Here is a 12,738-nt window from a genome sequence, read left to right on the forward strand (position 1 = left end):
CCGCCGCAATCTGGCACAACCGGGCAACCGGCCAGCCCGTGACCAGGTCACTCATCGCCTACGACCACTAACCGCGGTTAGGAATTACTCGTCTAGGACGGCGCCGGCGCTGATCAGACCGAGCCCGGCGAGGGAGACCTTGCGGCGTTCCGGTTCGTTCACGAGATCCAGGGTGCCCGCAATCCCTGTGCGTTCGCTGAGACGGCGCGGATCGGCGAGACTGCGTATATGCAGACGGCTACGGAAACCGAACGTAAGTACGAGGTGCCGGCCGGCTTCACGTTGCCTGATTTATCCGGCGTGGGTGGAGCGAGCGGGTGCGGCGAGGCGGAGACCCACGAGCTGGATGCTACGTACTTCGACACCGGAGATCTCCGACTTGCCCGTAACAAGCGGACGTTGCGGCGACGTACCGGCGGGCACGATGCCGGGTGGCATCTCAAGACGCCGGGCGGTGGGTCCAGCCGCACCGAGCATCGGTTACCGCTGGGTGAGGATGCCGGCACGGTGCCTGAGGAACTGGTCGCCGAGGTGCGCACCATTGTTCGTACCCGGGAATTGAAGGCTGTTGCCCGCCTCCGCACGCACCGGGTGGAAACACCGCTGCAGGATGCCGGCGGCCGCACGCTCGCTTTGATCGCGCAGGACGAGGTGATCGCGGATACCGATCGCGGAGAGCAGCGCTGGCAGGAACTCGAGGTGGAGCTCGTGGACGGCGACGCCGAGGTGCTCGATGCGGTCGAGGGCATGCTGCAGGCCGCGGGTGCCACTCCGGCTGCTGGCCCTTCGAAGCTGGCGCGGGCCCTGGGCGACCGACTGACGGCAAAGACCCCCAGAAGGGTCAAACCCGTTCTCCGGTACGCCCGTGAGCAGCGCGATGCAATCGAGGGCTACGACGCCGGCGTCCGCGCGGGTGACCCGGAAGCAGTGCACAAGATGCGCGTGGCCACGCGGCGGCTGCGCAGCACTCTGAAGACGTTCAAGGAGTCCTTCGACGCCGAGCGTGCGGTGTTCCTGCGCGATGAACTCAGGTGGCTGGCGGGCAGCCTCGGTGCGGTCCGCGATGCTCAGGTGCTCTCGCACAAGCTGGTGGCCGCGGCGGAACCCTTCCCGGAGGTTGCCACCCACATTCGGGAGAAGCTCACTTCCGACGTCAAGAACGGGCGCGAGGCGCTCACCGCGGATCTGAACTCCGATCGCTATCTGGCGCTGCTCGACGCGCTGGACGACGTGATCGACAGCGCGGCAACAGACACCGCCGGGGCTCAGCGGCGTGCCCGTAACGTGCTGCGCAAGGCCGACCGGCTGCTGGACGAGGCGGTGGCCGATGGCGTGGACGCCGAGCTGCACGATGCCCGTAAGCGGTACAAGCAGGCGCGGTATGCGGTGGAAGTGTTCGCCGAAGACGCCGGCAAATCGGGCAGGGAGCTGGTCAAGGCGCTGACCGAGCTCCAGGACGTGCTCGGCGCGCACCAGGACTCGGTCGTTGCTCGCGAGGTTCTGCGGGAGGTGTCGCGCACGGCGACGGACGCTTTCCCGTACGGAATTCTCTACGCCCGTCAGGAAGGTGTTGGGGCGGAGACCTTGACCGAACTTCCGGCGGTGACCAAGGCGTCGCGCACGCGCAAGCTCCGCAGCTGGCTGAAGTAGGCGTTAACCTTCCGTCCATTTTTCGGACACCCTGAGCGAGGTGGGATGTCGGGCCCGGTGGGTAAGAAACGATTCATGCAGGCCCAGCAGGAGCAGAATCACAGCCAGGAGCAAGACGACCGGCACGAGCAGGGCGACCAGCAACAGCAGGGCGACCAGCTACAGCAGGGCGACCAGCTACAGCAGGGCGATCAGCCCGAGCAGGGCGACCGGCACAAGAGCCACGATCACAGCGGTCCGGGCGAGTCGGATAATTCCGATGCTGAAAGCCTGACCACCGAGCCGTACTCCGGCCCCATCAACGAATTGACCGGCTACCGGGTCGCCGACAACGATGACGATGACCCGGTGCTGCTCAACCAGGACGGCACTCCGGTCGACACGTGGCGCGAGGATTACCCGTACGAGGACCGCATGCCGCGCTTCGAGTACGACCACCACAAGCGGCTCCTGCAGATCGAACTGCTCAAGCTGCAGAACTGGTGCAAGAGCACCGGCGAACGCCTGGTAATCCTGTTCGAAGGTCGTGACGCGGCCGGCAAGGGCGGCACGATCAAGCGCTTCATGGAGCACCTCAACCCGCGCGGAGCCAGTGTGGTCGCGCTGGAGAAGCCGAACGAGCGCGAGAGCACCCAGTGGTATTTCCAGCGCTACATCAAGCACCTGCCGGCGGCCGGGGAGATCGTGCTGTTCGATCGCTCCTGGTACAACCGCGCCGGCGTTGAACGGGTGATGGGTTTCTGCACCCGCGCCGAGTACCTCGAATTCATGCGCCAAGCCCCTGACCTGGAGCGCATGCTGGTCCGCTCGGACATCAACCTGATCAAGTTCTGGTTCTCGGTTTCCCAGGGCGAGCAGCGCACCCGGTTTGCCATCCGTCAAGTCGACCCGGTGCGGCAGTGGAAGCTCTCGAAGATGGACCTGGAATCCCTCGACAAATGGGGCGATTACACCGAGGCCAAGGAGGCGATGTTCTTCTACACCGACACCGCCGACGCGCCCTGGACCGTCGTCAAGAGCAATGACAAGAAAAGAGCCAGGATCGAGGCGATGCGGTACGTCCTCAGCCGCTTCAACTACGACGGCAAGGACGATGAGGTCGTCGGCACCGCGGATCCCCAGATCATCGGGCACGCCTCGCTGGCGGTAGAAGGTACCGAAATGTCCCCCCGCGTATTCCCGCGCCTCTAGTGACCTTAAAGGCGTTGTCGGAAAGCCTCCCGGGTGGTTAACGTAGCTGTACACGTGAAGGGAGGTGGTCCGAAGTTGTATAGCAACGGGACTCGTGAGGTGGCTGTCCGCTAGCCGCTGTCCTCGACAGCTTCGAATTTTGTTGTAGTACGTCGAGACCGTGTGGCAGCGGTCAGGCGAGTACCAGGCAGCCACCCGACCCCCGGGGATCCGGCCTTGTCCGACCGGACCACGCGCTCTGTGCACGTGGAAGTCCCCGGGGGTCGCTTTATGTCCGCCTTCCTGCTTTTGACAAGAGGGGCAGATGCGCGAGCTGACCATCCTGGGCACGGCCAGCCAGGTGCCCACCCGGCACCGCAACCACAACGGTTACCAGCTGCGCTGGGACGACGAGGTGATCCTCTTCGACCCGGGCGAGGGCACTCAGCGCCAGATGTTGCTGGCCGGGCTCGCCGTCTCCCCGCTCACCCGGATCTGCATCACGCACTTCCACGGCGACCATTCGCTCGGTTTGCCCGGCATCATCCAGCGCATCTCGCTCGACAAGGTCCCGCATCCGGTGCGCGTGCACTTTCCAGCCGGTGGCCACGAATACTTCGGCCGGCTGCGGCACGCCACCAGCTTCTACGATGTCGCTGACCTGGCTCCCGAGCCTGTCGGGCCGGACTTCTGCGTGCAAACCCCCGCGGGCCTGCTCACCGCCCTGCCTTTGCACCATTCGATCGAGACGTACGGGTACCGCCTCGTCGAGCCGGACGGCCGCCGGATGGTGCCCGCGCTGCTCGCCGCGTACGGCATCAGCGGCCCGGTCGTGGGCAGGCTGCAGCGCACCGGGAAAGCCGGCAGGGTCACCCTCGACGATGTCAGCGTGGTGCGGCCCGGCCAAAGGTTCGCCTTCATCATGGACACCGGCCTGTGCGACAACGTCTTCGCGCTCGCCGAGGGCGCCGACCTGCTGGTTATCGAGTCGACATTTCTGGCCGAGGACGCCGAAATGGCCGCCCAAGTCGGACATCTGACAGCCGGGCAAGCTGCCTCGGTGGCCCGGCAAGCTGGAGTGCGCACCCTGGTGCTGACCCACTTCTCCCAGCGGTACGCCGACAGCGAGCGCTTCCTCGACGAGGCCCGCACCGAGTTCGACGGCGACATCGTGCTCGCCGAAGACCTCATGCGGGTGCCCGTGCCACCGCGGCTAGTTTCGACGCATGAGCGTGCATCTGCGACCGGCAATTGACGATGACATGTCCGGCATAGGCGACTTGCACTACCGGTCGCGAGCTGCGGCATACGCGCACATCCTCACCCCCGAGGCGCTCACTTTCGGCTCCCCCGAAACCCTGGGTGAATGGTGGGCCGAACGGTACAGGTGGGAACGCGAAGCGCACCGGCTGACGGTGGCCGTGGTCGGTGACGAACTGGCTGGCTTCACCTACCTGGGCGCCAGCGAGAACCCCGGCGTAGCCGAACTCAGCGCCATCCATGCGGACCCGGCCTACGTAGGCAAGGGGGTGGGACGCCTGATGATGGCGCATGCGATGACGGCGCTTCGGTCGTACGGGGAGCGCGGGGTCCTGTGGGTCTTGGAGGGAAACGCACGCGCCCGGCGGTTTTATGAGAAAGGCGGCTGGGCGGCGGATGGGGAGACGCGCGTTGAGCCTATTGGAGACGAGCCGGTGATGCAGCTTCGGTATTCGGTGGATTTGTCGATTATTTGAGAGGGGTTGGTCCAGGCGGGGTGGGCCTGGGGTCGCTTGGCAGGCGGGGATGGCTTCGCTCTGAACGGACCGCTCTGGAGGGAGGGCGGGAGCGCGTGACCGAATAAATGCGGGGGAACCTGTGGTCACGCACTCCCGCCTACCGCGCCCGCCCGAACCGTTGTGCGCCTGGCCGGAGGCGCCGACCGGCGGAGGCGTGCCGGTCGGTTTGGTTCTGGGCGGGTCCATGGTGCGGGACACCGGCATGCTGGCGGGGCTACGCGCGATGTCACCGCGGAGGGCGGCTGCGCCGGGTGCTCGTGCCGGGGGACGGAAGAGCTCGGCTGCGCCCTGCAAGGGGAACCCTTGGGGTTTTCAGTCGAAATGCCCTCGGTTCAGTTCGTCGATCTGGCGCATGTCCCGGCGCGGGCGGTTATCGTCCTGCATGCCGGGCAAATCGCGCATACTGTTCAGGTCGTGCCGAATGGTCCAGGCCTCGCGCCAGGGGCGGCGGGAAGCAACGTCGGCGCGTTCGGCTATGCGCCGGGGAGCACACGGCCAGCGCCATCCGCACCAGACACAATTGCCGTCATGGCCGGCGCTCGCGTGGCGGCCCAGCATGCGCTGGGCGTCCTGCCACAGCAGGCGGTCCACGATGCCAGCCGGTGCGGACTGGTCGGCGGTGACCATTGTTTCTCGAACCTCCGTCCGACGGGTCGGTTTGTCTGACTCATACAACGCCCGAAACGGACGGACCGGTCGGACTGAGTGTGCGACCCTCGCAACTATCAGTGACGGCCGATATTCGCAGGCTTGGGCGATGTCTCCATCCAGCGCGGACAGCGCAAGCGCGCACGGCAAGGGTTGCGGCAGCAGGGATAGCGCGACCCAGCCAGTACAGGCCCAGCATCAGGCGCCCCGCACGCCATAGGTCAGAACGCCGCTTGGGGCTGTTCGCCGTCAGCGGACGGGAACCGGATATAGGCGGTGCTGACGGTGGCGTTGGCGCTGCCATGGACACAGAACACACGGGTGTCGAAACTGAGGCACTTGATGCCTACAGCCGTGTGGTGACCGGTGTTGCCACCAGCCTCCTGCCCTCCGTTGCCGCGCTCAGTGTGCGTACCCCTCGGGGTGCGGGCGCCGGGTCTGCGGTGACCTTCACCAACGACGGATTTTTGCTTACCAACGCTCATGTGGTTGCCGGGGCTACCGGCGGGGTCGCCGAGTTCGCCGACGGCACTGAGACCCGCTTCGACGTTGTTGGGGCGGATGCTCTGTCCGATTTGGCCGTGGTTCGCGTGCACCAATCGGGCGCGCCTTCTGCTCCGCTCGGCAATGCTGACACGCTGCACATCGGCCAGTTGGTCGTTGCGGTGGGTAATCCGATGGGGCTGGCCGGTTCGGTAACCGCAGGAGTGGTTTCCGGCCTTGGCCGCTCGCTGCCGGCCCGTGATGGGCGGCGGGTTCGCATCATCGACAACGTTATTCAGATCGACGCTGCGCTGAACCCTGGCAATTCGGGGGGGCGTTAGCCAACTCCACCGGCACGGTTGTGGGGATCAACACCGCGGTCGCCGGGTACGGGCTGGGGCTGGCAGTGCCGATCAACGCGACCACGCGGCAGATCATCGGGACCTGGTGACTACCGGGCGGGTCCGGCGGGCCTGGCTTGGGGTAGCGGGGGTTCCGGTTCCGCTGCCACCACCACTGGCCGAGCGGCTCGGGCAGAAGCTCGGGCTACGGGTGGTCGAGGTCGTGCCGGGTAGCCCGGCGGGCACGGCTGGCATCTACCTGGGTGATGTGTTGCTCAGCGCGGGCGGGCAACCGGTGCAGAGCGTGCAGGCCCTGCAACGGCTGATGCTTGGCCCGGCAATTGGGAAGAACCTTCCCATAACAGTGCTACGCAAGAACGCACTGGTCGATGTTGTCAGCGTTCCCACTGAACTGGGCTGAGCGGAACGCCTTGGTGATGTGCTCAGCGCTTCCCCGGAACCAACTTAACCGGATGTCCCTCATCACCGAGCGATTGTCCGGGTCACTCGCAGGAGGTTGCGAAGCCGCGGTTCCGGCTGTGGGACCGCGGCTCGTTTCGCTGGTGGCGCGCTGGGGGCGTACCGGGAAAACTAGCTCAAATGGGCGAGGAGGTCCTGGCGGGTGAGGACGCCTGCGGGTTTGCCGTCGATCAGGACCATGGCCGCGTCCGCGTTTTCCAGCAGGGCCACCACCTCGCTCACCGGCTGGCCGCCGCCGATCATCTGCAAGGGCTCGCCCATGTGGCGCTCGATGGTGTCGTGCAGGTGCGCCTGGCCGGTGAACAAGGCGTCGAGCAGGGACTTCTCGGCGATCGAGCCGGCTACCTCGCCGGTGACGACCGGCGGCTCCGCCTTGAGAACCGGGAGCTGGCTGATGCCGTACTCGCGCATGTAGTCGATGGCGTCGCGGACCGTTTCGGTCGGGTGCACATGGACCAGGGGCGGAATGGAGCCGCCCTTGGACTCCAACGCCGTGGCGACCGTGGGGCTGCCGTCGGCCGAGGACAGAAAGCCGTACCGGGCCATCCAGCGATCGTTGAAGATCTTGGACAGGTAACCGCGGCCGCCGTCGGGGAGCAGGACCACCACCACGTCGTCCGGGCCGGCCTTGCGGGCTGCTTCGAGGGCTGCCACCACTGCCATGCCGCAACTGCCGCCGACCAGAAGGCCTTCTTCGCGAGCCAGGCGGCGAGTCATTTCAAATGAGTCGGAATCCGACACCTCGATGACCTCGTCGCAGACACTCTGGTCGTAGGTGGTTGGCCAGAAGTCCTCGCCTACACCCTCCACCAGGTAGGGCCGCCCGGTGCCGCCGGAGTAGACCGACCCTTCGGGGTCTGCCCCGATAATTCGGACTTGTCCCTGCTCTTTCAGGTACTTCCCGACGCCGCTGATGGTGCCACCGGTGCCGACACCTGCGACAAAATGGGTGATCCGGCCCTCGGTCTGCTTCCAGAGCTCCGGACCGGTCTCCTCGTAGTGCGAACGCGGGTTGGCCGGGTTGCTGTACTGATCCGGCTTCCACGCGCCCGGGATCTCACGGGCCAGGCGGTCCGAGACGTTGTAATACGAGCGCGGATCTTCCGGGGCCACTGCGGTGGGACAAACCACTACCTCGGCACCGTACGCCCGCAGCACGTTCTGCTTGTCTTCGCTCACCTTGTCCGGGCAGACGAAGACGCAGCGATAACCGCGCAGCTGAGCCACCAGCGCCAGCCCGACGCCGGTATTTCCGCTGGTGGGCTCGACGATTGTGCCGCCTTCTTTGAGCAGCCCGGCCTTCTCCGCGTCCTCCACCATCCGTAGCGCGATCCGGTCCTTCACCGATCCGCCGGGGTTGAAGTACTCCACCTTGGCGAGCACCGTCGCCGCGATGCCCTCGGTGACGTTGCGTAGCCGGACGAGGGGGGTGTCCCCAATGATCTCGACGACGTTGTCGTAGTACCGCACGTCTCTGCGCCCTTCCGTGCCGACCCGTTGATTGAGGTCAGCCTACGGCTCAGGGCACGACACTCCCGTTCAGGACCGCATCTCGTTGCCGTTCCCATTCCAGGAAACGTTCGGTTTCGGCGAGCACGGTGCCCGCCAGCCAGGTGATCATGACGGCATCGTCGGCGAGACCGAAGACGAGCAGCGCGGCCTCCGGGATCACATCGATGGGCGAAATGACGTACGCCGTAGCCGCCGCCATCATCGCTACTCGTAAGCCGCCGTCGTACTCCCGGCGGGCAGTTGCTTTGAGCATTCTGGGCAAGGCCGCGAGTCGCTTGCCAATAGAGGGACCACCACGCGCGCCGGACATGAGTGCCTTGGCGAGCGCGGTAAACGCGGCGGTTCGTCGCAACGTTCTAGCCATGTTGTCCCCTTTCCCTGAAACAAGCATGACTGCACCTCGCCACATCCGCCCGTTCCGCGGCGGTTCAGATTTTCGTCGCACAGCCGCGTTAGCCTCGAAAGCCCCACCACGAAAGGTTTCGCCCGGCCCGCGACCGCAACCAGCGGCTTGGACCGGGCGTTACCGGCCAGGGCCGGTCACCACCGGCCACGGCGCTTCATCGGCTGAGAGCGAGGGAGATCGTGCAAAGGGTGCGTAGTTTGACAGCGGAGGACCGCCGGCGGATCAAGCTGGCCAGCCAGGTCGCCGGCGGCGTCACCGGCGCGGCAGCGGGCATCACCCTGCTGTCCGCGGGCGTGTTGTTGCGGCAGGCGGCCGACGCACGACGGATCATTCCGATGGCCGAGGCGCCGCCACCGCGCGGCGACGGAGTATATGGGCCGAAATTTCCGGGCAAGGCGCTGAGCATGGTCATCCTCGGCGATTCGACGGCGGCCGGGTACGGCGTGCACCGGCCCCGCGAAACACCCGGCGCACTGCTGGCTACCGGCGTGTCGCGCCGACTGCGCCGGCCCGTCCGGCTGCACCGGCTCGCCGTGGTTGGCGCCGTGTCCGCGGGCTTGAGCTACCAGGTCGACGCCGCTCTGGAGTACCGGCCCGAACTCGCTGTGATCATCATCGGCGGCAACGATGTCACCCACGTCTCCGCGCGCGCTGCCGCCGTACGCCATCTTGCCGATGCCGTCCGCCGGCTGCGCGCGACCGGATGCAAGGTCGTAGTGGGCACTTGCCCAGACGTCGGTGCGATCCAGCCGATCAAGCCGCCGTTGCGCTGGCTGGCCCGCTCCTGGAGCCGGCAGCTCGCCGCCGACCAGACCGTCGCGGTGGTCGAGGCCGGTGGCAGCACAGTCTCGCTGGCCGACCTGCTGGGCCCGGCGTTCATGGCCGATCCGGTACGCATGTTCGGCTCGGACCGCTTCCACCCGTCGGTCGAGGGGTACGCCCGCGCTGCCGCTGTCATCATGCCCGCGTTGATGGCCGTGCTGGGCGAGGACGACCGCACCCCGGCTGTCGGCACCGAGGGCGTCCGCGCGCTGCCCGAAGCTGCCCAGGAAGCGGTACGAGCAGCAGGAACAGAGGTCAGCGGCGCTGAGGTCAACGGGCGTGAGCGCGGGCCTGCCGGGCGCTGGGCGCAGCTGCGGCGTCATCCGTGGTTCGGCGAGCCGCGGTTGTGGTTCGGGCACCGGGCCCCCTCCTTCTCCGGCTCTTCACCCGCCGGTCCCCTGCCGGATGACCCGGCGTCGGATCAGCGACCGGCCACCGGCCCAGCATCGGAGGAAGGCCCCGCTCGGGCACATCTGACGAGCCGTCCGGGAAGTCGTGTTACTCGTGGGTCGGGACGCTCGGCTTCCGGCGCCGTAGGCTGGACACCAGAGGATCAACAGACCTCACACCAGAAGCGGACCGGCGGGCACGCCGGACCAAGTGCGGAATCTGGCGGTCGCAAGCCCAGTGGTGCGACCGGTGCCGACGTCAAGGAGGCGACATGACGGGCGTAACGGGTCGAATCGGCAAGGCTGCGGCCACGACGTTGTTCGCCTCTGCCGTGGGCGGAGCCGCCCTGCTGGCCGGGGACGCGATTGCGGCCCGCAGCCGCCGCTATGCCAAGCCGACCATGGGGCTCGCGTTGCGTACCTCGATGGGTCCGTCCAGCGCGCCCACGTTGCGGCTGGTGCTGCTCGGCGATTCGGCGGCCATCGGCGTGGGCGTGGAGTGGCTCTCCGAGACGGTCGGCGGTCAGCTCGCCCGCCTGCTCGCCGAGGGCACCCCGGAAACCGGACCGCGACACGTGCTGCTGTCCAGCGTCGGCGTGGCCGGCTCCCGATCGGTCGACCTCGGCACCCAGGTGGCCAGGGCGCTGCTCGGCGACCGCCCGGACGTGGCCCTGGTGCTGATCGGCGCCAACGACGCCACCGGCCTGCGCAACGCCGAGGACTCGGCTGAGCTGCTCGGCAAGGCCGTTCGCCGGCTGCACGACGCCGGCGTTCAGGTGGTAGTGGGCACTTGCCCAGACTTGGGGGCGTCGCGCTCGATCGCCCAGCCGCTGCGGCAGGTAACGGGCTGGGTCGGCCGCCGGATGGCCAAGGCGCAGGCACTCGCGGTTACCGATGCGGGCGGAGCTGTGGTCGACCTCGGCGAGGAGACCGGCGCGGTGTTCCGGGCGGACGCGGGGACGCTCTGCTACGACGGATTCCATCCTTCGGCTGACGGTTACCGGGTGTGGGCGTTGGCGCTGTACCCGGCGGTGTTCGAAGCGGCGCAGGCGGCTGGGCGGCGGTCGACCCAGGAGTAAAGCGGTGGAGACTTTCGCGGGCACGGCCACGGGCCTTCAGAGCGCTCGGAGCAGGCGCGGGCCTTCACCTGAGGGCGACGCTTTCGCGGGGACCTGAAGGGAAGAGCCTCGCGGGACGCGTGTGACGAAGTTGGGGTTCCCGGCTAAGTTACTGACGCGTTAACGTGAAGTCATGCCGGAAGCTGTCATCGTCGCCACTGCCCGCTCTCCCATCGGGCGCGCCCACAAGGGCTCCTTGAAGGATCTGCGACCCGACGACCTTGCCGCCACCATCGTCGACGCCGCGCTGAGCAAGGTGCCGCAGCTCGATCGGACGCTGATCGAGGACCTGTACCTCGGCTGCGGTCTGCCCGGCGGCGAACAGGGCTTCAACATGGGCCGCGTGGTTGCCGTGAAGCTGGGCCTCGACGGCCTGCCCGGTGCCACTGTTACGCGGTACTGCTCCTCGTCGCTGCAGACCACGCGGATGGCGTTTCACGCGATCAAGGCCGGCGAGGGTGACATCTTCGTGTCGGCGGGCGTGGAGACTGTGTCCCGGTTTGCCCGGGGCAGCTCGGACGGGTTGCCGTCGGACGCTCAGGAGTTGGTGGGCGGCGGCTGGCAGAACCCCGAGTTCGCGGGTGCTCAAGCTCGTACCGTCAAATATGCGCAAGGCGGTCAAACCTGGCACGACCCGCGCGCAGATGGGGCCCTGCCCGACATCTACGTTGCCATGGGGCAGACCGCCGAGAACCTCGCCCAGCTCAAGGATGTCAGCCGCGAGGACATGGACGAATTCGGTGTACGGAGTCAGAACCTCGCCGAGAAGGCCATCGCCGACGGTTTCTGGCAGCGTGAGATCACCCCGGTGACGCTGCCCGACGGCTCTGTCGTCTCCACCGATGACGGCCCGCGCGCCGGCGTGACCCTTGAAGGTGTGGCGGGGCTCAAGCCGGTGTTCCGTCCGGATGGCCGGGTCACCGCAGGCAACTGCTGCCCCCTGAACGACGGTGCGGCGGCAGTGGTCATCATGAGCGACACCAAGGCCCGCGAGCTTGGTATCACCCCGCTGGCCCGGATCGTGTCGACGGGCGTCACGGCGCTCTCCCCCGAGACCATGGGGCTCGGTCCGGTGGAGGCATCCCGGCAGGCGCTGGTCCGCGCCGGCATGAGCATCGACGACGTGGACCTGGTCGAAATCAACGAGGCATTCGCCGCGCAGGTCATCCCCAGCTACCGCGACCTGGGCATTCCGATCGAGAAGCTGAACGTGAACGGTGGCGCGATCGCGGTCGGCCACCCGTTCGGCATGACCGGCGCCCGCATCACTGGCACGCTGCTCAACGCGCTGGACTGGCACGACAAGTCCATCGGCCTGGAGACCATGTGCGTCGGTGGCGGCCAGGGCATGGCGATGGTGCTCGAACGGCTCAGCTGAGCTGGGTCGTTCTTACTGCAGGAAGCGTTCGATGTACGCCATCGTGCGCGCGTTGCCCTCGTGGAGTACGGCTTGCAAGCCGGCTGCCTGGGCTCCTTCGACGTTGGCGGGCAGGTCGTCGATGAGCAGGCAGTCGGCTGGCGGGGTGCCGATCCGGGCACAGGCGTCGTGGAAGGCCTTGGGGTCCGGCTTGAGCAATCGCACCGATGGCAGCGTCCGCGAATTCACAGGGAATTCCGGATTTGGATCACATTATCGACCGCCTGGTCCAACAGCTCGGGAGCCGGATCGGCGGCCAACAGGTCGTCGGTCATCACCTTGAGCTGGTCGGGCAGGATCATGTCCGGCTCGCGCGGAACGGCGCGACGGGGGCGGTTCTCGGCGTCGGCTGCGTAATCCGCCAGGCGCTGCACCAGGGCGTACACCAAGTCTCCCCGCGTGCCCTCGCCGGCGGCGACCCCCCAGCGCCCGGTCTCCCAATGCCCAACCTGCGTGAGCAGGCGCTGAACCGCTACCTGGAAATCTTCAGCCACCCGGCGACCCTATCCAACGCCGAACGCCCG

General features: G+C 67.2%; 13 protein-coding genes and 1 pseudogene. 9 read left to right on the forward strand and 5 right to left on the reverse strand.

From position 1 onward, the window contains the following. Positions 1-228: 228 nt before the first annotated feature. From TFC3_RS05010 to TFC3_RS05025, 4 genes are all read left to right on the forward strand, one after another. A complete protein-coding gene (locus tag TFC3_RS05010; RefSeq protein WP_067496237.1) occupies positions 229-1,650 on the forward strand; it encodes a CYTH and CHAD domain-containing protein in 1,422 nt (473 codons plus the stop codon). A 75-nt stretch (positions 1,651-1,725) separates the two neighbouring features. Beyond that, positions 1,726-2,841 (forward strand): polyphosphate kinase 2, encoded by a 1,116-nt coding sequence (gene ppk2 / locus TFC3_RS05015; protein WP_236717990.1) that lies wholly within the window; start codon positions 1,726-1,728, stop codon positions 2,839-2,841. 304 nt (positions 2,842-3,145) lie between these two features. Then, positions 3,146-4,075 carry a ribonuclease Z gene (locus TFC3_RS05020; protein WP_067496241.1) on the forward strand — a complete coding sequence of 310 codons (930 nt, stop codon included), beginning with the start codon at positions 3,146-3,148 and terminating at the stop codon, positions 4,073-4,075. Further along, positions 4,047-4,556 (forward strand): GNAT family N-acetyltransferase, encoded by a 510-nt coding sequence (locus TFC3_RS05025; protein WP_067496244.1) that lies wholly within the window; start codon positions 4,047-4,049, stop codon positions 4,554-4,556. The genes TFC3_RS05020 and TFC3_RS05025 overlap by 29 nt, the downstream gene beginning before the upstream one ends. 354 nt (positions 4,557-4,910) lie before the next feature. On the opposite strand, the gene TFC3_RS05030 is transcribed toward TFC3_RS05025, so the two are convergent. After that, entirely contained in the window at positions 4,911-5,225 is a 315-nt protein-coding gene (locus TFC3_RS05030) for a hypothetical protein (protein ID WP_067496248.1), read from the reverse strand. Positions 5,226-5,548: 323 nt separating this feature from the next. Here TFC3_RS05030 and TFC3_RS39065 point away from each other — a divergent pair, with 323 nt between their 5' ends. Together TFC3_RS39065 and TFC3_RS39070 are read left to right on the forward strand one after the other, a co-directional pair. After that, positions 5,549-6,070, forward strand: coding sequence for a S1C family serine protease (locus TFC3_RS39065; protein ID WP_236717991.1), 522 nt, complete (start codon positions 5,549-5,551; stop codon positions 6,068-6,070). Positions 6,071-6,176: 106 nt separating this feature from the next. Further along, complete coding sequence (locus tag TFC3_RS39070; RefSeq protein WP_236717992.1) at positions 6,177-6,491, forward strand: PDZ domain-containing protein; 315 nt, start codon at positions 6,177-6,179, stop codon at positions 6,489-6,491. Between the two features lie 170 nt (positions 6,492-6,661). Here TFC3_RS39070 and TFC3_RS05040 read toward each other — a convergent pair whose 3' ends face one another. Further along, a complete protein-coding gene (locus TFC3_RS05040) occupies positions 6,662-8,020 on the reverse strand; it encodes a cystathionine beta-synthase (RefSeq protein WP_067496251.1) in 1,359 nt (452 codons plus the stop codon). A gap of 49 nt (positions 8,021-8,069) precedes the next feature. Beyond that, complete coding sequence (locus tag TFC3_RS05045; RefSeq protein WP_067496254.1) at positions 8,070-8,426, reverse strand: YkvA family protein; 357 nt, start codon at positions 8,424-8,426, stop codon at positions 8,070-8,072. A 269-nt stretch (positions 8,427-8,695) separates the two neighbouring features. On the opposite strand from TFC3_RS05045, the pseudogene TFC3_RS05050 reads away from it, so the two are divergent. The 3 genes and pseudogenes from TFC3_RS05050 to TFC3_RS05060 form a co-directional block, all read left to right on the forward strand. After that, positions 8,696-9,625: pseudogene (locus TFC3_RS05050) on the forward strand (SGNH/GDSL hydrolase family protein); the annotation flags it as partial. A gap of 326 nt (positions 9,626-9,951) precedes the next feature. Continuing rightward, the gene (locus TFC3_RS05055; protein WP_067496257.1) at positions 9,952-10,758 is read left to right on the forward strand and encodes an SGNH/GDSL hydrolase family protein; all 807 of its coding nucleotides are present in this window, start codon (positions 9,952-9,954) and stop codon (positions 10,756-10,758) included. A gap of 172 nt (positions 10,759-10,930) precedes the next feature. After that, the gene (locus TFC3_RS05060; protein ID WP_067496260.1) at positions 10,931-12,175 is read left to right on the forward strand and encodes an acetyl-CoA C-acetyltransferase; all 1,245 of its coding nucleotides are present in this window, start codon (positions 10,931-10,933) and stop codon (positions 12,173-12,175) included. A 12-nt stretch (positions 12,176-12,187) separates the two neighbouring features. Here the strand turns inward: TFC3_RS05060 and TFC3_RS05065 are convergent, their stop codons facing one another. Both TFC3_RS05065 and TFC3_RS05070 read right to left on the reverse strand, forming a co-directional pair. Next, complete coding sequence (locus TFC3_RS05065; RefSeq protein ID WP_161952535.1) at positions 12,188-12,379, reverse strand: HAD-IA family hydrolase; 192 nt, start codon at positions 12,377-12,379, stop codon at positions 12,188-12,190. A gap of 20 nt (positions 12,380-12,399) precedes the next feature. Next, the gene (locus tag TFC3_RS05070; protein WP_067496265.1) at positions 12,400-12,708 is read right to left on the reverse strand and encodes a hypothetical protein; all 309 of its coding nucleotides are present in this window, start codon (positions 12,706-12,708) and stop codon (positions 12,400-12,402) included. Between the last annotated feature and the right edge of the window lie 30 nt (positions 12,709-12,738).

The organism is Actinoplanes sp. TFC3, from assembly GCF_001553785.1.
Classification (GTDB): Bacteria; Actinomycetota; Actinomycetes; order Mycobacteriales; family Micromonosporaceae; genus Actinoplanes.